Annotated in this window: 15 protein-coding genes; 13 read left to right on the top strand and 2 right to left on the bottom strand. The window is 32.4% G+C overall.

Going from position 1 to position 23,140, the window contains the following annotated elements:
- Position 1: 1 nt before the first annotated feature.
- Genes IPJ23_06425 through prmA form a run of 3 tightly spaced genes read left to right on the top strand, consistent with a single transcriptional unit; the run spans position 2 to position 3,665 of the window.
- Entirely contained in the window at positions 2 to 1,363 is a 1,362-nt protein-coding gene (locus IPJ23_06425) for a YchF/TatD family DNA exonuclease (GenBank protein ID MBK7630317.1), read from the top strand.
- Positions 1,364 to 1,404: 41 nt separating this feature from the next.
- Positions 1,405 to 2,802 carry a D-alanyl-D-alanine carboxypeptidase/D-alanyl-D-alanine-endopeptidase gene (gene dacB, locus IPJ23_06420; protein MBK7630316.1) on the top strand — a complete coding sequence of 466 codons (1,398 nt, stop codon included), beginning with the start codon at positions 1,405 to 1,407 and terminating at the stop codon, positions 2,800 to 2,802.
- 11 nt (positions 2,803 to 2,813) lie between these two features.
- Entirely contained in the window at positions 2,814 to 3,665 is an 852-nt protein-coding gene (prmA, locus tag IPJ23_06415) for a 50S ribosomal protein L11 methyltransferase (GenBank protein ID MBK7630315.1), read from the top strand.
- Between the two features lie 72 nt (positions 3,666 to 3,737).
- On the opposite strand, the gene IPJ23_06410 is transcribed toward prmA, so the two are convergent.
- Together IPJ23_06410 and IPJ23_06405 are read right to left on the bottom strand one after the other, a co-directional pair.
- A complete protein-coding gene (locus tag IPJ23_06410; protein ID MBK7630314.1) occupies positions 3,738 to 5,390 on the bottom strand; it encodes an amidohydrolase in 1,653 nt (550 codons plus the stop codon).
- A 110-nt stretch (positions 5,391 to 5,500) separates the two neighbouring features.
- Positions 5,501 to 7,036, bottom strand: coding sequence for a T9SS type A sorting domain-containing protein (locus tag IPJ23_06405; GenBank protein MBK7630313.1), 1,536 nt, complete (start codon positions 7,034 to 7,036; stop codon positions 5,501 to 5,503).
- Positions 7,037 to 7,240: 204 nt separating this feature from the next.
- Between IPJ23_06405 and bshB1 the strand changes: the two genes are divergently transcribed.
- The 10 genes from bshB1 to IPJ23_06355 all read left to right on the top strand — a co-directional run bounded on the left by bshB1 (position 7,241) and on the right by IPJ23_06355 (position 23,098).
- Complete coding sequence (gene bshB1 / locus IPJ23_06400; protein MBK7630312.1) at positions 7,241 to 7,966, top strand: bacillithiol biosynthesis deacetylase BshB1; 726 nt, start codon at positions 7,241 to 7,243, stop codon at positions 7,964 to 7,966.
- Between the two features lie 56 nt (positions 7,967 to 8,022).
- Positions 8,023 to 9,624 (top strand): phosphoenolpyruvate carboxykinase, encoded by a 1,602-nt coding sequence (locus IPJ23_06395; protein MBK7630311.1) that lies wholly within the window; start codon positions 8,023 to 8,025, stop codon positions 9,622 to 9,624.
- Positions 9,625 to 9,761: 137 nt separating this feature from the next.
- A complete protein-coding gene (gene acs / locus IPJ23_06390) occupies positions 9,762 to 11,651 on the top strand; it encodes an acetate--CoA ligase (GenBank protein MBK7630310.1) in 1,890 nt (629 codons plus the stop codon).
- A gap of 890 nt (positions 11,652 to 12,541) precedes the next feature.
- On the top strand, positions 12,542 to 14,782 hold the full coding sequence (locus tag IPJ23_06385; GenBank protein MBK7630309.1) for a TonB-dependent receptor: 2,241 nt from the start codon (positions 12,542 to 12,544) through the stop codon (positions 14,780 to 14,782).
- Entirely contained in the window at positions 14,779 to 15,735 is a 957-nt protein-coding gene (locus tag IPJ23_06380; GenBank protein MBK7630308.1) for a DUF4249 family protein, read from the top strand. The genes IPJ23_06385 and IPJ23_06380 overlap by 4 nt, the downstream gene beginning before the upstream one ends.
- The gene (locus IPJ23_06375) at positions 15,725 to 17,185 is read left to right on the top strand and encodes a PEGA domain-containing protein (GenBank protein ID MBK7630307.1); all 1,461 of its coding nucleotides are present in this window, start codon (positions 15,725 to 15,727) and stop codon (positions 17,183 to 17,185) included. Before IPJ23_06380 ends, IPJ23_06375 begins: the two co-directional genes overlap by 11 nt.
- Before the next feature lie 90 nt (positions 17,186 to 17,275).
- On the top strand, positions 17,276 to 18,076 hold the full coding sequence (locus IPJ23_06370; protein MBK7630306.1) for a glycyl-radical enzyme activating protein: 801 nt from the start codon (positions 17,276 to 17,278) through the stop codon (positions 18,074 to 18,076).
- Between the two features lie 2 nt (positions 18,077 to 18,078).
- Complete coding sequence (locus IPJ23_06365; protein MBK7630305.1) at positions 18,079 to 20,442, top strand: glycyl radical protein; 2,364 nt, start codon at positions 18,079 to 18,081, stop codon at positions 20,440 to 20,442.
- 26 nt (positions 20,443 to 20,468) lie between these two features.
- A complete protein-coding gene (locus IPJ23_06360; GenBank protein MBK7630304.1) occupies positions 20,469 to 21,773 on the top strand; it encodes a peptidase in 1,305 nt (434 codons plus the stop codon).
- 143 nt (positions 21,774 to 21,916) lie between these two features.
- A complete protein-coding gene (locus tag IPJ23_06355; GenBank protein ID MBK7630303.1) occupies positions 21,917 to 23,098 on the top strand; it encodes an efflux RND transporter periplasmic adaptor subunit in 1,182 nt (393 codons plus the stop codon).
- Positions 23,099 to 23,140 lie beyond the last annotated feature (42 nt).

Genomic DNA, 23,140 nt, shown 5'->3' with positions numbered 1-23,140 from the left:
AATGTTTATAGATACTCACGCACATTTATTTTTTGAAAATTATAAAGATGATATTGATGAAGTAATTAATCGTGCAAAAGAGAATGGAATCGATTACATTATTATTCCTGCCACAGATCTTAAAACTGCAAGTGAAGCAATATCTCTTGCTGAAAAATATGAACAAGTTTATGCAACGGTTGGAATCCATCCGCACGATACAAAAGATTGGAATGAATCTTTAATCCCCGAAATTGAAAAACTTTCAAAACATCCTAAGATTGTGGCGATTGGCGAAATTGGGTTAGATTACTACTATGATTTCTCTCCTAAAGATCAGCAAATTAAAGCATTCAAATCTCAACTTGAACTTGCCATCAAATTAGAACTGCCGGTTGTTATACATAATCGTGACTCTGATGAAGAAATGCTGGATATTATTAAGAGTTATTGCGGAACTGGACTGAAAGCACAATTCCATTGCTATAATGGCTCTGTGGATGATGCAATTGAATTAATGAAAATGAATCATTTTATTTCTTTTACGGGAAATATTACTTTCAAAAAAAGTGATGGATTAAGAGAAATATTAAAACACGTAGATTTGAATCATCTTTTGCTTGAAACAGATTCACCGTTCATGACTCCAGTGCCATATCGTGGCAAGAGGAATGAACCTGCCTATGTAACTTCTGTTGCAAAGCAAATTGCAGATGTTCATAAAATTTCAATTGAAGAGGTTGGAAGAATTACATCCTTAAATAGTTTTAGATTTTTTGGAATTGGATCATTACCTAAGACAAGTTATACATACTTACTTGGTAATTCTTTATATATCAATATCACAAATCGTTGTAATGCTGATTGTACTTTTTGTAGAAGGAAGGAAGATCCATTTTTGCGTGGATATAATCTGGGAATGAAAAAATCTGAAGAACCAACGGCGGATGTTTATATTAAGGAAATTGGTGATCCAACTAAGTACGATGAAATTGTTTTTTGTGGTTACGGCGAACCTACAATCCGCTGGGGGATTGTTAAGGAAATTGCAAAGTATGTTAAAGAAAATGGCGGTAAAACCAGAATTAATACAGATGGTCATGGTAATTTGATTAACAAAAGAGATATAACCCCAGAAATGAAAGATCTTATTGATATTGTATCAATTAGTTTTAATTCATTTGACTCAAAACAATATGCCAAACTAATGCGGGTTAGTGAGAATCATTTTGAGGAGATGAAAAATTTTGCTCGGCTTGCAAAACCTTTTGTTAAAAAAGTTGTTATGAGCGTAGTTTCTTTAGATGAAGTTGAAATTGAAAAATCCCGCAAAGTTGTAGAAGAAGAAATTGGTGCTGAGTTTAGAGTCCGTAATTATTTTTAATCCCATCGCGTATAAAATTATTATTACTTCTAGGTAGTTAAATGAAAAAAAATATTTTCCTTCTAATTTTCTTATGTTTCAATGTTTATCCGCAATCATCTAAAACTAAAATCGATAATTTATTAAATGATGAATTTTTTGAAAGCTGCTTAGTCTCAATTCAAGTTGAAGATTTAACATCAAATAATACTATATACAAAAAGAATGAAAAAATGCTTCTGCGTCCAGCATCAAACATGAAAATAATTACATCTGCGGCAGGATTGTTATATCTTGGACCTGAATATGAATTTAAAACTGATTTGTACTATGATGGCTATGTTTCCAACGATACACTTTACGGAAATCTTTATGTAGTTGGCGGATGTGATCCTGATTTTACTACTCATGATTTATATTACTTTGTTGATACTTTAAAATCTTTGGGTATATCAACAATAGCTGGAAATCTCTATGGAGATATTTCTTTCAAAGATTCTTTGTATTGGGGTAAAGGTTGGATGTGGGATGATGATCCATCATCGGATGCCCCATATTTAAGTGCCCTAAACCTCAATGATAACTGCGTCGAAGTTATTGTTCAGCAAGAAGAGTATATTCATCAACCTGTTGTAACAATATATCCAACGACTAATTATGTTTCTGTCACAAATCAATCTTCATTCGATAGTGAAAATAAATTTGAAATTAACCGGAATTGGTTAGAGAGAAAAAATGAAATAATTGTTAAAGGTAAATTTCCTATTTCAAACCGCTATGTAACTAAATTTGTAAATGTTTTAAATCCAGAAAAGTATTTTCTAACAGTTTTTTCTGAAGTATTGGACTCAAATTTTATTAGTATAAGCGGTGATCTAAAGATAAAAATAACTCCGCGAGACGCAAACAAGATTTGTACGTTCAAAAGAAGTTATGGTGATTTAATTGAAAATCTTAATAAGACAAGCGATAACCTTAGTGCAGAAATGACTCTGTATGTATTATCTGAAAAATATTCTGGTAAACCCGCAACTGCTGATAGTGGGGTTCAATTAATTAATCTTATGATTGATACAATTGGATTAAATCATAAAAACTATAGAATCGTTGATGGATCTGGAGTTTCACACTACAATGTTGTAAGCGCTGAACTTCTTGTAAATATTTTAAAGTATTTTTACTCTAAAAACCCTAAACTATATGAAGTTTTATACAACTCTTTTCCCATTGCAGGACTAGATGGAACTCTGGAAAATAGGATGCGAAAGACTGCAGCAGCAAATAATGTTCATGCTAAAACTGGAACGTTAACTGGAGTGAGTACTTTATCGGGTTATTTAATTAATAAGAAAAGCCATACTATAGCATTTTCAATAATGATGCAGAATTATGTCGGTTCTTCTAAAAAGGCGAAGGAATTTCAGGATGAAATTTGTAAGATATTATCTGAAAACGAATAAATAAAATAATTATGAAATCATATAAAGAATTTATAATAATCGCAGAGCCGTTTAATGTTGAAATTCTTTCTTCAATTTTGTGGGAACTTAATATTGATGGAATAAATGAAGAGGTAAACTGCTTAAAAGTTTTTGCTCAAGATGAAAAAATTACTATTGCATCAATTGAAGATGAATTAAATCATCTTAAAGAAAATAAATTATTACGTGAGTTTTCCGTACAGGAAAATTATGTTGTTGAAAAAAATTGGAATGAAGAATGGGAAAAGAGCAGGGAAGTTGTACGCGTTACAGATAGAATTATTATAAAACCTACTTTTAAAGAATACGAGACTCAAAAGAATGAAATCGTTCTCACACTTGATCCTAAAATGTCATTCGGTACGGGTGATCATCAAACGACTAAAATCTGTCTAATATTTATTGAAAAATATTTAAAACCTGGAATGAAAGTTCTTGATGCAGGTTCCGGGACCGCAATTCTAGCTATCGCCGCCGCTAAACTTGGTGCTGAAAAAGTTATAGCTTTTGACATTGATGAGTGGTGTTTCGGTAATGGAGTCGAAAATACTCAGCTAAATCATGTGCAAAATATTGTTGATATTAAAAAATCTGAATTAAAAGATATTGTAGATATCAATTTTGATTTGATAATTGCAAACATCCAAAAAAATATTTTATTAGAACTTGTTGAAGGATTTAAATCAAGAATAAAACAAAATGGAATTTTAATTCTTTCCGGTTTGCTTGAAATGGATACAGAAGTAATTAAAGAAAAATATTCTGCTGTTGGATTTATTGAAATTGATTATCTTAAAATGGATGAATGGGTTGGAATAGTTTTAAAGTCAGTGGAACCCTAATCCTTAATAAAAAATATGATTGGTTATGTTCTTAATTAATCATAACTATCATAAATAAACTGCGCATCATATTTACTTTTTATAAATTATTTTTCCATCAAAGACGGTCATCTCAACTATTGCATCTTTTATTTTAATCGGATCAATTGTGAGAATATCATCACTCAATACAATTAGATCTGCTAACTTTCCAACTTCGATACTGCCTTTTATGTTTTCCTCAAAGGAAGCATAAGCGGAATTTATTGTGTAACATTTAATTGCATCTTCAATTGAAATCTTTTGTTCTGGTATCCAACCATCTGGATTTTTATTATCAAGAGTTCTGCGTGTAACGGCTGCGTATAGCCCTAGTAGCGGATTAAGTGGTGCAACAAACCAATCGGTTCCAAAACAAACTTTTACCCCGGCATCTAAAAAAGATTTAAATGGATAAGTATATTTTATACGATCCGGCCCTATTCTTTTTTCTGCCCATACACCATCATCAATACAGTGATATGGTTGAACGGATGCGATCACACCAAGATTTGTAAATCGAGGAATGTCTTCAAATCTAACATGCTGGGCATGTTCAAGTCTAAATCTTCGATCCCATACTGGGTTTTCTTTAGAAATTTTTCCAAATAGATCAAGCATCCATGAATTAGCTCTATCACCAATAGCATGAACTGAAAGCTGTAAATGATTTTTATCAGCGTCAATACACCATTTTTCCATATCGCCGTTGGTTATAATATCCATTGGTAAACCAAAAGTTGTTGTGTCTTGATTATATTTTTCAAAAAACCATGCTGTACTTGAACCGAGAGAACCATCAGCAAATGATTTGAGAGAACCCATTCTTATATAATTATCACCAAAACCAATTTTTATATTTTTATCTACAAGGCTTTTATAATCCACTATTGGCCAGCGAGTATAAATTCTACAAGTTAGTTTATTTTCTTCGCGTAACTTTTTGAATGTAGTAAAAGCATCCTCAAATGTGATATCCTGAACACTTGTAATACCTAATTGTTTTGATTCTTCAAGAGCAGCAATTGCGGCATCATAATTTTCTTCTGCTGATGCAGCGGGAATAATATTATAAACAAAATTCATAGCATTGTCTTTTAACACACCGGTTGGCTCCCCGGTTTTAGGATCTTTGACAATGAGTCCACCATCAGGACTTTCAGTATCCTTAGTAATTCCAGCTAATTTTAATACATTCGAATTTGCTAAACCCATATGACCATCTAATCTTTCAACAAAAATAGGAGTGTTCGGAGATATTTCATCAATCATTTCTTTTGTTGGAAGTTCTTTTGTTTCCCATTTTTCATGATCCCAATAACCGCCCGTAATCCATTTGTTCGGATATTTTTCTACATAATCTTTCAGAATCTTTTTAAACTCCATTGTGGAATTCGCTGGACGTAAATCTATACCTAGTAAATAAAATCCACCGCTTAAAAAATGCACATGATTATCAATAAATCCCGGCAGCATTAGTTTGCCGTTAAGATTAATTATTTCTGTTTGAGAATCGATGATATTTCTAGCATCCTCATCCGATCCAACGAATACAATTTTGTTTCCATCAACAACAACGGCTTGCGCAATAGGTTGATTTTCATTTACAGTGTAAATTTTTCCATTTATAAAGGCTGTTTTCATAGTTTGTGCTGATATTGATGAAATGATTAAGATTGATATTAGAACAGATAATAAATTTTTCATGTCTTTCCTTAAGGATTGGTAGACGAAAAATAATGCAGAGATTAATAAAGAAAAAGGATTTAAACCAATAAAGATTTAAATCCTTTTAATAATTAGATAAATAAAAATTACTATTTCATTAATTGCATCTTTTTAACTGAAGTGAAATTTCCTGCTTCAATCTTGTAAAGATAAATTCCACTTGAAAGATTATCCGCATTAAAAGCTACGGAATGATTTCCCGCTGAGAATTTAGAGTTTACTATCTCATCAACTTTTTGTCCGATTAAATTATATATACTAATCTTAACATTACTTTCAGTAGGAAGTGTAAATCCAATTTTTGTAGTTGGATTGAATGGATTCGGATAATTTTGTTTCAGAGAAAATATTGTTGGTGTAATTCCTTCAACTTCAACTGATGATGAATATTCAAAAGCTCCATTAAAATCAACTTGCTTTAATCTAAAATATTGTTTTGAATCTTTTTTAGACGTTGAATAACTGTAACTTTTGCTTTCCGTAGTTGTGCCATACCCAGGAACAAATCCTATTTTTTCAAAATCCTTATTGTTGTTACTTTTTTCAATTTCAAATCCTGAATTGTTAAGTTCAGTGGCCGTAGTCCATTTTAATACAATATTGTCATTAATTAAAGATGCACTGAATGAAGTAAGTTCCACAGGGATGAAGAATGGGGAATTAAGTTTATAAAAACCACCGCCCTGTGCTGCAAACTGTGTCATAGAATCAACTGTAAATACTTGATAACCAGTTGACGGGATGTTAATTGGATTCCAAGTTGTACCTGCATCTGTAGATCTCCAGCTTCCTGGAGAAGTTGAATAACTGTTCGATAAAATAATATTTCCGTCAGTCGGTTGAATATGGACACCCCACATATTAATACTTCCAAAGTAAGAAACTAAATTCCAAGTCTGTCCATAATCAGTTGATTTTAACATTCCTCCGCCACCGCTCCATTTAGTTGCCCACGCAACCCCTGGATGAGTAAAATCAACTGATACTGTTGGGATTTCGCCGGATGTTGTGTATCTCTGCGACCAAGTTAAACCATAATCAGTACTTTTAAATATTCCTGTTCCATTATCGCCGATTAGTATGATTGAAGTATCTGGAAAAACTTCGATATCGCATGGTGCATTTAATGGCCCAAAACTGCTGGAGATGGTTGACCAAGTGCTGCCAAAATCGGTTGAGCGTTTAAAGTTTGTGTTGACCATTGTATAAAGAGTATCTGGATGAGAAGGATCTTGGCTTACAGGTATTCCAAAATAAGACATTTGCCCTTCATCGTTTGTTAGAACCCAGGTCTGTCCATAATCAGTAGTTTTGTAAATTTTATCATTCGGGCTTGCTTCGATTGCTACCACCATTGTGCCAGGTGCATTATCATTTACTGTAAGACTTTTTACAGAAGATGAACCAGGAATTAAATTACCCATTTGCTGAAAAGTATTTCCTCTATCAATACTTCTGTAAACTTTGTTTCCGCTGCCGTAATAAACATTGTCTGAATTATATTGTTCAACATCAATCGGACCACCCAAACTTGACCCTGATTGTTTTAACTCCCAAACATAAGCTTGTGAAAATGTTAAGATTGTAACTGTAAATACAATAAACAAAGTATAGAAAAACTTCATTCGGAAACCTCGTTAGAAATGATAAAATATTAAATAATTGGATTATTGTTTTTAAGATAAAGATATGATATAAATTTGCAAAAATTTATTTCATTTTTAATTTCAATTTATTGTTAACTTCATCAAAACTTGTCTCTATTCATTAGCATACATTATAGAAAATTTTTAAGTTCACACATATCAAATTATTAATTAAGGGTGAAAATGAATTTAGATGTTTTAATCTTTGGAGCTCATCCCGATGATGCGGAACTGGCTATGGGCGGAACCATAGCTAAACTAACTAAAAGTGAACTTAAAGTTGGAATAATTGATTTAACTCGAGGTGAACTCGGTACTCGTGGAACCGCTGAAACCAGACAACAAGAAGCATTTAATGCAGCTATTACTCTAAAAGTTGCTGTAAGAGAAAATCTTGAAATTCCGGATGGTGATTTAAAAATCACGAAGGAAAATCTATTAAAGATTATTGTTGAGATTAGAAAATTTAAACCCAAAATTATTTTTGCACCCTATTTTAATGATCGCCATCCTGATCATATAGATGCAAGTAATTTGGTAAAGCGTGCAATGTTTTCGACCGGACTTTCAAAAATAAATTCGTTCGATAAAGAAATTCCACAAAATCATTATCGCCCGGAAAAACTATATTACTATATGCAAACATATACATTCGATCCAACTTTTGTTGTTGATATTTCTGATACATTTGATTTGAAAATGAAAGCGGTAGAATGTTACAGTACACAATTCCACAATCCCAAAAGCAAAGAACCCGAAACATTTATTAGTAGTCCTGAGTTTATTAACTATATAAAATCACGAGCAGAGTTTTTTGGATTTTCAATTGGTAAAAAATTTGGCGAGCCATTTTATAGTGAAGAAAAAATTGAGTTCGATTTAGTTAATTCTTTAAGAAAAACTAGGTAAATTAAATTGTAGAATATATTTGGGCAAAAACATAAAAACTAAAAAAGGAAAATACTATGATTAAAAAAGTTAAGCTGATGGAAGAACTTGCAGCCATTGGTATTAAAAATACGCGCGAAGTATTTTATAATTATGGCACACCGGCACTTTACGAACAAGTAATCAGAAGGCGAGAAGGTTTATTAGCTCATCTCGGTCCGCTTGTGGTCAGAACCGGTTATCACACGGGAAGAAGTCCAAATGATAAATTTATTGTTCGTGAAGGTGACAGTGAAAAAAATATCTGGTGGGGAAAAGTTAATAAAGGAATGTCTGCCGAATGTGCAGGTAGGATATACTTTAAAATGATGGCATATATACAGGGAAAAGATTTATATGTGGAAGATTGTTATGCCAGTGCTGATGAAAAAAATAGAATTGGAATTCGTGTTGTGACAGAAAATGCTTGGCACAATCTGTTTGCAAGAAATATGTTTAGAAGATATACCTCTGAGAAAGAATTGACAAATCATAAAACGGATTTCACAATTATTCAAATGCCTAATTTTCATGCAGATAGAGATGTAGATTGTACAAACTCTGAGGTATTTATACTTCTAAATTTTGATAAAAGAATAGTTTTGATTGGTGGAACGAGCTATGCAGGGGAAATTAAAAAATCCGTTTTTACAATTATGAATTATTTGATGCCAATGCGCGGCGTAATGTCTATGCACTGTTCTGCAAATGTAGGAAATGACGATGATGTAGCATTATTTTTTGGATTAAGTGGTACTGGCAAAACAACATTATCTGCTGATCCAAAAAGAAAATTAATTGGTGATGATGAGCATGGTTGGAGCGATGATGGTGTATTTAACTACGAAGGTGGATGTTATGCAAAAGTAATTAAACTTTCTGAAGAAGCTGAACCTGAAATTTATGAAACTACCAGAAAATTTGGTACGATTCTAGAAAATGTTCAGATAGATGCACAATCACGCAGATTAGATTTGGATGATGACACTTTTACAGAGAATACTCGTGCCGCTTATCCGCTTACTCATCTCTCAAACATTGTTGAAGATGGAAAAGCGGGACATCCAAAAAATATTATTATGCTAACCGCTGATGCTTTTGGTGTACTACCGCCAATTTCAAAATTAACAACTGAACAAGCTATGTATCACTTTATTTCCGGTTATACAGCAAAAGTTGCTGGAACTGAAAAAGGAGTAACTGAACCAAAAGCCACTTTTAGTACTTGTTTTGGTGCCCCGTTTATGGCACTTCATCCAAATGTTTATGCAAAATTACTCGGTGAAAAAATTGTTAAACATAAAGTTAATTGCTGGCTCGTTAATACTGGCTGGACTGGCGGAGCTTACGGTGTTGGAAGCAGAATGAAAATAAAATACACTCGTGCAATGTTAACTGCAGCTTTGGAAGGAAAATTGGATAATGTTGAATACACAAAAGATCCATTTTTCAATTTGATGATTCCAAATTCCTGTCCCGATGTTCCAACAGAAGTATTAAATCCCAAAAATACTTGGGCTGATAAAACTGCATACGATGAGCAAGCTAAAAAACTTGCTAATATGTTTATAGAGAACTTCAAAGAATATTCTGAAGGAACAGCTGATACAATTAAAAATGCTGGACCAAATAAGTTCTAAAAATTATTTAGGCGGGATTAGCAATTTGCTTATCCCGCTATTAAAAATTAATAAATCCTTTATTGTTTCTAATCTAAACTACTTTTAATTTCATCCTAAATTTTTAATTCCATTCTCACTTACTAAAGGAGCATCAAATGGCAGACAAAAAACTCACAGGTGAAGTTTATTATCCTACAAAAGAAATTATGGATAACGCACATGCAAAATGCGAAAGCTTATATGATTTCGCCGAAAAAGATCCAATTGGATTTTGGGAAAACGAAGCAAATAATCTCCATTGGTTTCAAAAATGGGATAAGGTTTTAGATGATACAAACAAACCTTTCTTTAAATGGTTTACAGGAGCAAAAACAAACATTGCTTATAACTGTCTTGATGTTCACACAAAAACTTCTAGAAGAAATAAATTAGCACTTATTTGGGAGGGAGAGGATGGAGAGTTCAAAGCCTTCTCTTATTTTGCACTTCATCGTGATACTTGCAAGTTTGCTAATGTTTTAAAAAGTCTCGGTGTTAAAAAAGGTGATCGTGTAACTCTTTATATGGGAAGAGTGCCTGAATTAATGATCGGAATGCTAGCCTGTGCAAGAATTGGTGCAATACATTCCGTTGTTTACGGAGGTTTTTCTGTTGAAGCATTACACGAAAGATTGGAAGATAGTCAATCAAAAGTTTTAATTGTTTCTGATGGTGCTTTTCAAAGAGGAAAAATTGTTGAACTTAAAAAAATTGCTGATGAAGCATTACAACGAGCTGCAACTGTGGAAAGTGTACTTGTAGTAAAGAGAACCGGACATCAGATTAATATGGAGTTTGGAAGAGATATGTGGTATCACGAATTAATGAATCTTCCGATTGCGAATAATTCTGACTGCCTTGAAATTGTTGATGCTGAAGATCCTCTTTTCATGTTATACACTTCAGGTACTACGGGAAAACCAAAAGCAATTATGCATACGCATGGCGGGTATATGGTAGGAACTTATACAACTTTAAAATATGTTTTTGATATTCACGAAGAGGATAGATATTGGTGTGCCGCAGATCCTGGTTGGATTACCGGCCACAGTTACATCGTGTATGGCCCGTTGTTAAACGGTGCAACATCTTTTATGTACGAAGGCGCTCCAACTTATCCATATCCTCACCGCTGGTGGCAGATGATTGAAAAATATGGAATAAATATATTGTACACTGCTCCTACTGCTATCCGTGGATTGATGCGGTATGGTGATGCTTGGCCTAATCGTTATAATTTATCTTCTTTAAGATTACTCGGTAGTGTTGGGGAACCTATTAATCCAGAAGCTTGGCGGTGGTATTATAAAGTTATCGGAAAAGAAAAATGCCCGATAATGGATACTTGGTGGCAAACTGAAACCGGAATGTTTATGATAACTCCAATGCCTTGCACACCTTTAAAACCGGGTTCAGGTACAAAACCTTTCCCTGGATTAATAATGGATATTGTAGATGAAGAGGGAAAATCAGTAAAATCAAATGAAGAAGGTTATCTTGTAATAAAAACACCTTGGCCATCAATGCTAAGAACAATTTGGAATGATCCGGATAAATATGTTAATCAATATTGGAGTAAATATCCCGGAATGTATATGACGGGAGATTCTGCACGTAGGGATGAAGATGGATATTTCTGGGTTATCGGACGTGTTGATGATGTTATAAAAGTTTCCGGTTATAGATTGGGAACTGCGGAAATTGAAAGCGCATTAGTTAGTCATCAAGCAGTTGCCGAAGCTGCAGCAATTGGTTTACCACACGATATTAAAGGAAACGCTATTCATTGTTATGTAATTCTTAGGAGTGGATATGAAAGTTCTGATAAGTTAGTTGAAGAACTTCGATTGCATGTCGGTCACGAAGTTGGCCCGATTGCAAAACCTGAAAGTATTGAAATCGTAGAATCATTACCGAAGACTAGAAGCGGTAAAATTATGCGCAGAGTTTTAAAAGCAAGAGCACTTGGGCAGGATCCAGGTAACTTAAGTACTTTAGAGGAATAAAATTAAAGGGGGTCTATCTAGACCCCCTTTTTATTAGGAAAATTTCATAAATAAATAGATAATTAAAATTGGGATTACTAAGAATATAATTCCCAAAATATAATCCTTAAATACTGAGGATTTTTCCTCTTGATTTTTATTCTGATTCATTTAGTTCCTTTATAGATTTATTTTTTTATTGACTTCAACACTTTGTAAAAACAAAATGAGGTTAACCAAATTATTATTCCCCATCCAACTGTTAAAAATATCCAGCCGCCTATATTCATAGCACACCTGATGGTTAAAGTTTAAAGTATAATTTTCTGCTAGTTAGTTTTAGTATCTATCCTAACAAAGAATAGGTAAGAAATAATTTGAAGGAGGCGCTCTGAGAGAATAATTAGAAATGTAAGTAAGATAGAATAAATGCACAGAATAAGTGCGAAAGTTAACAAAATATTCTGTGTATAAAGAAAAACAATGATCGGTGGTTATAGCACTCTTATCAATACTAAATTGGTATTGATCAATTAACTTCGTTCGCTGGTTGCCTCGTTAAGATTAATTTCAAAATAATTTTGAGTAGTTGAAAGTATATAGTCATTTTTACAATTATTTAATATCAGTTCATTGGAAGCGAATATCTCAGCGGTGCTTAGATATAAAAGTGAAAAGATTAATAATACTCTAATAAATTTTTGCAGAAAGTTGTTCCTGCTGAATCTAAATCTATTTAATTTGTAAATATTCATATATTGGTTAAATCAAATCTAGCTTTAAAATAATTATAGTACAATACACTGTTCGATAACCATTGATCTAATTTTCAACAATCTTTTTTTTGAGTATTATTTTCGCCCTAAGTGTTCTATATTTGCGCAACATTTATTAAGGTTTTGATTCAAAAAATGCTGTTCAGGTATGCATCCTTTTTTTTAGCAATATTACTCTTAAATTCAATCGATATACAAAAAACTTATGCTCAGCAATTTGGTAAACTTAGAGGCGTTGTAATTGACTCCACTAATGGGGAGGTTCTTGTTTATTGCAATGTTTTTATAAATGATCTAAATACAGGTGCTTCCACCAATAAGCGAGGTATGTTTTTAATTAACAGCATTCCCGCTAACAAAGAGTTTGAAGCCATAGTATCTTACGTTGGTTTCAAATCAAAAACTATTCGGTTTAAAGTATTTCCTGATCTAATAAAAGATACAACTATTAGTTTACAGCCAATAAGTCTGGAATTAAATCCTATTGAGAAAATTGGTGAGAGGATTGTAGAAAAAAATGTTACGGATCTCGGATTAGAAAAAATTTCCATCAAACAATTAGAGAATCTTCCCAAAGGTATTGAAACTGATGTTGTAAGAAGTTTACAATACTTGCCCGGGGTTAGTTCAACTGGTGATATTTCAGGCAGGTACTATGTGCGGGGTGGTAGCGGAGATCAAAATCTAGTTTTGTTAAATGGTGTTACTCTTTATGCTCCTTTTCATTCCCTTGGATTATTCAGCTCGATTGATCCTGATATGATTAATTCTATTGAATTCTTTAAAGGTGGATTCTCTTCAGAATTTTCCGGTCGATTATCATCCATTCTAAATGTGCTGACAAAAAATGGAAACAAAAATAGATTTAGTGCAAGTGGAAGTTTAAGTTTTTTAACCGGTAAACTATTAGCTGAAGGTCCAATTCCAAATGGTTCTTTTCTAGTAACAAGTAGATTTAGTCATTCAGATAAAATTTTAAAAAAGTTTCTTAATAATGAATCGTTACCCATAGATTTTTATGATATTTCTGCAAAGTTAAATTATTCCAGTCCTAAGGTATTTAACAATGCAAAATTTTCTTTATTCACATTTTTAAGTAATGATAATATCAAGTATTCGGATCCTTCGCGAGAACAATATAAATGGAAAAACTTTCTATTAGATTTTGAATGGTTGCAGATTTATGATGCACCATTCTTTTCGAGGCTCGGAATCTCAATGAGTAATTTTGAGGGGAAAATTATTCCAAACGGCAGTAACTTAAAACCACTAAACAATGATGTAAAAGATATATCAGTTACATTTGATCTTAATGCAGTACTTGATTCCAAAGATGAAATTGATTTAGGCGTGATGATAAAAATGCTTGATACGCAGCTTCTACTAGAAAATAAAACCGGAATTGAATCTCAACTTAGTAGATTTGCCGGCAATATAAGCGCTTATGCAAAATATAAATTATTAAGATATAAACTCTTTGGATGGGATATTGGCTCCCGAATAAATGTTACTGGATTAAATGGAAATTCAGCTGGATTTTTTGAACCAAGAACAAGTTTTACTTACAGACCTTTTGAACAACTTATATTAAAAGGATCAGCCGGAATTTATTTGCAAGAAGTTGCTGCTGTTTCAGATGAAGATGAAATCATTTCCATTTTTGATCCTTGGATTATCATTCCAGATTATTTAAACCCAGCCCAAGGTTTAAGTATTTCAGGCGGAATCGAATATGAGTATACTAAAGAATCAAGTTTGCAGATTGAAGGATACTATAGAAAAAACAGAGACATTCCTGTAATTAATCAAGATAAAATATTTTCTTATGATCCTGATCTGATTTCCGGAAGCTTGGAATCTTACGGTTGGGAACTTGGATTTTATATTCATAACGAAGTTTACTCTATCTCTACAGCATATTCATTAAGCTGGGTTTATAAAACTGTAAACGATTATGTTTACTATCCAAAGTATGATACAAGGCATACTGGAAATATTTTATTAGAATATAATCTTGATAACTCGTGGAATTTTAGTGCAGTCTGGTCAATCTCTTCCGGATTACCTTTCACTCAATTGATTTCTTATTACGATAAATACAAAATAGAAAATCCTTTTGAGATTACATCAAACAATACAAACTACCTCCCATATCTAATCTTAGCTGATAAAAATATGGGAAGGCTGCCTGCATATCATCGACTTGATCTTGGACTATCTAAAAAAATTATAATTGGTCCATCGGTTTTTAGTCTAAGTTTGAATGTTATTAATGCATATAACAGAGAGAACATTTTTTATTACGAACGTGATACCGGCAGAAGAGTGAACATGCTTCCATTTCTTTTTACAGCTACTGTAAAGGTGGAGATATGAGTAAAAGATATTATTTAATATTTGTTCTGATGTCTTTTTACTTTATATCTTGTGAAGAATCGTTCAATCCGTTTACTGATTTCAAACAGAACTATGGGGTTGCGTGTATTTTAAGATCAGATACAACTTTGCAATTAGTATCTGTAACAAATAATTACCCAAATGGTTCAGACGTAGGATCAACACCAAAATATTTATTTGAAGATGGTGCCGATGTAAGAGTTTGGTATCATGATTCTGTTTATAGATTTAAGGATACAAGTCTTATATCTTTTGATAATCAGGATACATTAAAATATTATTTTTCAGATAGATTTAGGATAGATTATTCAAAAGATATTGAGCTAGAGGTTTTATTAAAATCAGGTAAAAGATTAAAAGCATTTAGTAAAACCCCAGAAGAAATTTTATTTAAAAATACAAGCGAAGTCTTAGTTCCGCCAATCGGGAAGAGCATTGTTCAAGTTTTCTGGTCATCAACTTCTTTGCAGTTTTTTTATCTACCTCGATTAAGAGTTAAATGTGAGAGACTAAATAATGGTGTTAAAGAAATATTTTATAAAGAATTACCCATAAAATATGAAACCATCGATGGCTTCCTGCAACCTGTTTATCCAAAAGCATCAAAAAATCTTTCTATCTCTTATCAATTGGATGCAATTAACAAATTTTTAACAGATTATTCTTCTTCTCTTGAAAATCCATCAAGTGTAACAATTCATCAGATCCTTGATTTTGAGGTTATTACTTTTGATGCGGAAATTTCACGTTACATTTCAGTTTCAAATACAAATACAAATAATCTTTCTATTCGGTTTGATGAAGGCGATTATTCCAATATTTCTGGTGGCCTTGGAATATTTGGATCGCAGGTAAATAAAAAATTTACAAGACTAAAGATTTTAGAAACTTATATAAGAAGTTTCAACTTCAATTATTTATATGATTTATAAACCAATTATAACTATTGCCGGGATTAGAAAATTATTTTTTCTTATTCCTATTCTAGCCATATTTACTTCAAGTTGTGATAAACAATTATCTACAAGTCCAGTTGAACCAGAACCACAAAAGGGAAAACTAATATTCGATTCAAACCCGCAAGGATTTACAATTTTTATCAATGGCAAAAACACAGGATCCATAACTCCAGATAGTCTTACTTTTTTGGATGCTGGAACTTACGATGTAACTCTTAAAAAGAAATACTATAAGGACTCTCTGTTTACGTTGCAACTTCTTGAGGATGAAGGAAAAAATCTTTTTATTGATTATATGAATAATCCGAGTATGTTTGGTAAATTAAATTTGTTTACAATTCCCGCTGGCGCTTCAATTAAGATTTTTGATTCCTTACTTATATCAACAACTCCCGATACAATTGAACACTTACTGCCTGGAGAATATACCATTACGCTTTCATATCCCGAGCATCGATCTGTAACATTTAATTCAATTGTTGAAAGTGGAAAAATAAATTTATACTCGAATGTTTTACAGGATACATCTGAGTGGGTGGATTTTCAGGTATTTAATTCCGGGATTGTCTCAAATAATCTAAAATCTTTAGCTATTGACCATAATAATTATAAGTGGATTGGATCAATAGATAAAGGATTACAAAAGTTTGATGGATTTAATTTTATAACATATAATATCACCAACTCAAATATTCCATCTAACCGAATAAATGTTATTAAAGTAGATAACAATAATAATATTTGGATCGGCACTAATAACGGAATAGGAATATTTAACGGAGTTAGTTGGACGAATTATGATAAAAATAATTCCGGGCTTTCCTCTAACGATATTCTTTCAATTGATTTTGATGACATTGGCAATACCTGGATTGGTGTTTCAACAGGGTTATATAAGTTTGATGGAATCAACTGGACTCGTTATAACGATGCCGATTATAATTTATGGACAAATGATTTGAAAGTTGCTTCTGATAATTCTATTTGGCTGGCCACAAATAGCGGCATAATAAAATTTAATAGTGGAGTTTTAACTTATTATCCAGATTCAGTCTATTTATACCCTACTAATATTGTATCGGCAATCGATATTGATCAAACGGGAAGTGTATGGAGCTGTCATCAAAATGTTTTGGGCAGTCGTAATGGTGTTTCAATTTTTAATGGAACATCATTTACAAATAGTTATTATGGGTCATCCACTAATATTTTGAATGATGTTTTTATTGACAAAAATAATCGAAAATGGATTTCAACAAATGAAGGGCTGGTACTAGTAAAACAGGATGGTAGCACAATATCTTATAAAAAATCAAATTCTCTTATTTCTTCTGATGCAATAACGAGTTGTTGTTTAGATTTAAATGGTGATCTTTGGATAACATCATTTGGCGGTGGATTCAATAAATTTAAGGTTCACTAAATCATCAAAATTATTTTTGGAAAAAGATTGTAGTTCATACCTTTTTTTGAAATTTTAACATATTAAATAAATCGTTTTGAAAGAAAAAATTTGAACGGTCTTGTATTTGATATTAAAAGATTTGCACTTCATGATGGGCCTGGAATTAGAACAACAGTATTTCTAAAAGGATGTTCTTTAAGGTGCTGGTGGTGTCAAAATCCTGAAAGTATTCGTGAGTTTTCAGAATCCTACCAAGTTAAATCAATTTCTTCAACTTTTAACAAAGAATGTCTAGAAGATACTATTTTCGGGAAGCAATACTCGGTTGACGAATTAATTGATGAATTGGTTAGAGACCGAGTATTTTATGACCAGTCTTCCGGAGGGGTTACGTTTTCCGGTGGTGAACCTCTAATACAGCATAAATTTGTTAGTGAATGTTTAAAAGAATGTAAATCACTTGGATTAAAAACTGCAATTGATACTTCAGGTTATGCACCATTTGAGTCTTTTAAAAAAATCTATATGGATACTGATATTTTTTTATACGATATTAAACTAGTTAATGAGAATGACCATATAAAATTTACTGATGTTTCAAATGAATTAATTCTTTATAATCTAAAACATCTCACAGAACTAGGAAATAAAGTAGTAATAAGAATCCCATTGATTCCAGGTATTACGGACACAATAAAAAATTTGGATGACACAGTCTCTTTTTTAGCAACGTTAAAAAATATCAGGCAAATTGATTTATTGCCGTATAATAAAATTTCAGAATCAAAATATAAACGATTCAATACACTTTCAAAGCTTGGCGAACTCCAAACCCAAAGCAATGAAAAACTGCAAGAAATAAAATCATTATTTGATACGCTTGATGTAAAAGTATCTTTGAAAGGGTAAAAATGTACGAAAGAATAAAAAAACTTCGTGAACAAACTCTTAATGCAATTCCATCGATTGATCTTGAAAGAGCAAGACTAATTACTGAATTTTATAAGAGTGGAAAAGCAGAAAGAGTTTCTATACCCTTAGCAAGAGCATTAGCTTTTAAATATTTATTGGAAAACAAAGCACTCTGCATAAATGATGGGGAACTAATAGTTGGTGAAAGGGGACCTCGACCTGCAGCTACTTCAACTTATCCTGAAATTTGTACTCATTCAATACAAGACTTTGAAATTTTGGATACACGGGAAAAAATATCTTTTAAGGTTGATGATGAAACAAAGCGTTTTCAGGAAAGCGAAATCATTCCATTTTGGATGGGGCGATCTTTGCGTGATAGAATTTTCGGTGAATTAGATCAGGATTGGAAAGATGCTTATGAGGCTGGAATCTTTACCGAATTTATGGAACAACGAGCTCCTGGACACACAGTACTTGATGATAAGATTTATAAGAAAGGATTTAAGGATTTTCGAAAAGATATCAACGAAAGTCTTTCTGGATTGGATTTTTACAATGATAAGTCTGCTTTGGAAAAGCGTGAAGAATTAAATGCGATGAAGATTGCTGTTGATGCTTTAATAATGTTTGCAAAAAGATATTCTAATTATTTAATTGATTTAGCTGTTAAAGAAAAAGATTTTGAAAGAAAAAATGAGCTTGAAACACTTTCAGGTATTTGTAACCGTGTTCCAGAAAATGCTCCAAATACTTTCTGGGAAGCGTTGCAATACTATTGGTTTGTTCACATTGGCGTAATAAGCGAATTAAATACGTGGGATTCATTTAATCCTGGTAGAATTGATCAACATTTATACCCATTTTATAAAAGAGATATTGAAAGTGGTTTACTAAATAAAGATCAGGCTAAAGAACTACTTGAATCTTTCTGGATAAAATTTCATAATCAGCCAGCTCCACCAAAGGTTGGAGTTACAGCACAAGAAAGTAATACTTACACAGATTTCTGTTTAATAAATCTTGGCGGGGTTACACCTTATGGCGAGGATGGTGTGAATGAGTTAACTTATCTTATTCTTGATGTAATTGAAGAGATGCGTCTGCTGCAACCGAGTTCTATGGTACAAGTGAGTAAGAAAAACCCGGATCAATTTTTAAGAAGAACTTTAAATATCACAAAAACTGGATTTGGTCAGCCTTCAATTTTTAATACCGAGGCTTTAATTCAGGAAATGCTTCGTGTTGGTAAATCACTTGTTGATGCAAGAAATGGCGGAGCAAGTGGTTGTGTGGAAACCGGTGCTTTTGGTAAAGAAAGTTATATCCTCACCGGATATTTTAATATTCCAAAAGTATTAGAAATTAGTCTTAACAATGGGCTAGACATCCGAACTGGCAAAACAATTGGTATTATCTCAGATAATTCAACTAACTTTAATAATTATAATGATTTAATAGATGTATTTAAAAAACAATTAATGCACTTTGTTAACATCAAAATAAAAGGGAATTTAATAATTGAAAGACTTTGGGCTCAATATCTTCCAGCACCATTTTTATCGGTTTTAGTTGATGATTGTATCTTAAATGGTAGGGATTACAATGAAGGAGGAGCACGTTATAATACTTCTTACATTCAAGGTGTTGGGATGGGGACGATAACCGATTCGCTTTCCTCAATAAAATATAATGTTTATGATCAAAAGAAATTCACTCTAAATGAACTTTTAGAGGCAATGAAATATAATTTTAAGGGATTTGATAAAATCAGAAAAGCTATTTGGGATGAAACTCCTAAGTATGGAAATGATGATCATTATGCTGATGAAATTCTTAAAGAAGTTTTTGAAATTTATTTTAATGCTATTGATGGAAGACCCAATACAAAAGGTGGGCATTATAGAATTAATCTTCTTCCAACAACTTGTCATGTTTATTTCGGAAGTGTAATCGGGGCAACACCAGATGGAAGGCTTGCAATGAAACCGGTTTCGGAAGGAATTTCTCCAGTGCAAGGAGCTGATAGAAATGGGCCCACTGCTGTTCTAAAATCTGCTGCAAAGATCGATCACTTAAGAACCGGAGGTACATTACTGAATCAAAAATTCACACCTCAGATTTTAGAAGACGAAACAGGAATAGAAAGTGTCTTACATTTAATTCGTTCATATTTTAAAATGGATGGTCATCACATTCAATTCAATGTTGTAAACGCTGATATACTCCGAAAAGCCCAGAAAGAACCGGAAAATTATCGTGATCTTATTGTACGGGTTGCTGGTTACAGTGATTATTTTGTGAATCTTGGAATAGATTTACAGGAAGAAATTATTCATCGAACCGAACATTCAAACTTTTAAAACGTTATTAAATTATGGAAACATATATGAAACAAAAATTATTAGCCATATTGCTGTTATTTTTTATTTCAACGACAAACTCAATTTCACAATTAGACAACACACAGGAAACTGATCTTTATTTATGGCTAAAATCTTTACCCGATATTGAAGTAACTCCAATCAAAGCTGATAATATTTTTACTGAAGCTTATGAAATATTTATTACTCAACCCATAGATCATAATAACCCAAATGGACCCAAATTAAAAGAACAGCTTTTTTTATCACACGTTAATAAAGAAAGACCTATGGTAATTGAACTCGATGGATATGCAGTCAATAATCGCACAACTGAGCTAAGTAGAATATTAAATTGTAACCAAATTATGGTTGAGCATAGATATTTTGGTGAATCTGTTCCTTCCCCTTTTGATTGGAAATATTTAACGATTAAACAGGCCGCTGATGATCATCACAGAATTATTGAATTATTTAAAGAATATTACCCAGGGAAGTGGATAACTACAGGTATTAGTAAAGGCGGTTCTTGTGCTATCTTCCACAGATATTTTTACCCGGATGACGCAGATGTTTCAGTTCCATATGTAGCACCATTAAATACTTCAACGGAAGATCAGCGTGTGTATGAATGGATAAAAACTGTATCAACTCCGGAATGCCGAGAAAATATTTACAATTTTCAAAAACTTTGTTTTGAAAAACGCGATGAATTGTATCCGGTATTTATTAAAAATGGTGAAGATAAAAAACTAACTTATAATATTGTTGGATCTGAAAAGGCATTTGAATATGCTGTATTAGAATACTCTTTTGCATTTTGGCAATGGGGAAGAAATAATTGTTCTGAAATTCCTGATCCAACTTCTTCAATTGAAGAAATTTGGGATCATTTACTAGCGAATGGCGGTGTTTCTTATTTTAGCGATGGTGATATAATTGATAGCTATCCCTTTTTTTATCAGTGTTATACTGAGTTTGGTTATTATGCTTATGAAATTAAACAATTTAAAGACTTTCTGAAATATGCTGATGGAAAGACTGAATTTTTCATTCCCCAAAATTCTAATCCAACCTACGACCCAAGGTTATTAAAGGATATTGATCAGTGGGCGATGAATGAAGCCAAAAATTGTATTTTTATTTATGGCGGTAATGATCCCTGGACTGCCCCAGGTGTTTGTTTGTCTGGTAAAACAAATTCTTTGAAAATGGTTTTGCCAAGTGGAACACACAGATCAAGAATTAAAAATTTTTCCAAATCTGATAAAGAATTAATTTATAAACGACTTGAAGCATGGTTAGAGTTGGAAATTGAGGATAAAAATTAATCATTAATTAAACGAAAAAGAGAATTATTTAATTCCCTTTTTTTATATTTCGCTCAACCTTTATATGTGCCACTTATCACTGAACTTTTGGGCTCCTTTTTCGGTTTACATATTTTTACATATTCATTAATAATACTATTTCAATGGAAACTAAAAACGCTGACTTATCTTCTTTAAGAATTGATAGATCTAATAAACCAGAAGTAAACTCGAGTAAAAAAAATATTCTTATTCTAATTGGAGTAATTGTTTTATTTGTTATTGGATACTTTATTATTACTTCTGTACTTGGTAACTCAGTAGAAGTAAAACTTACTACTGCAGTGCTTCAAAAACCTGGACAAACTACTGCTTCACTTCAAGCAAGTGGATATGTTGTTGCTCAACGAAAGGCTGCAATAGCATCTAAAGGCACAGGCAGATTAATTTTTCTGGGAGTTGTTGAAGGCGATAAAGTAGTTAAAAATCAAATTATCGGGAAATTAGAAAATACAGATATTCTTCCCCAGCTTGAGGAAGCAAAAGCTAATCTTCAATTATATATTGCTGACTTGGTGAGTGCGGAAAACACTTTTAACCGAGAAAAAGAATTATATCAAAAAGGGTTAAGTTCTCAACAGACCTTTGATCAGGCGAAAGCTGGATATGATAGATTACTTGCATCGATTGATATTGCCAATGCAAGAATCAAACAATTTGAAGTTGCAATAGAAAATACACTCATCCGAGCGCCCTTTGATGGAACTGTTCTTACAAAAAATGCGGAAATTGGAGAAATTGTTGCTCCTTTTGGCGGAAGCACAACATCAAAAACCGCTGTTGTTACAATTGCAGATATGAAATCTTTGCTTGTTGAAGCGGACGTTTCTGAATCAAACATTGAAAAGATAAAGGTTAATCAGGATTGTGAAATAATTTTAGATGCTTATCCAGAAAAAAGTTACTCTGCTTATGTTTTTAAGATTGTTCCAACTGCTGATAGATCTAAAGCAACTGTTCTTGTTAAAGTTGGATTTAAGAATTATGATTTAAGAGTACTTCCTGAGATGAGTGCAAAGGTTTCATTTTTTACAGAACCTGTTGATACATCGATCACAAACCAGAAACCAATTCTGGTTATTCCATCATCTTCGGTAAGAATCGATGGGGAAAAGAAGTATGTATTTACTATCCTAGATAATAAAGCAGTTAAAAATGAAATTATCACCGGACAAACTCTAGGTTCTTATGTGGAGGTTATTTCAGGTTTGATATCCGGGCAAAAAGTTATCGACAAACTCGACGATAAAATTAAGAATGGCGCGGAAGTAAAAATCACTGAGTAATAAAATATAAATTATCGAACAGAGATAATTTTCTATTTAATA

Source organism: Ignavibacteriales bacterium (assembly GCA_016709765.1).
In the GTDB taxonomy this organism is placed as follows: domain Bacteria; phylum Bacteroidota; class Ignavibacteria; order Ignavibacteriales; family Ignavibacteriaceae; genus IGN3.
Note: the sequence above shows the minus strand (reverse complement) of the source record. Positions and strands in the feature narration are given on the sequence as shown.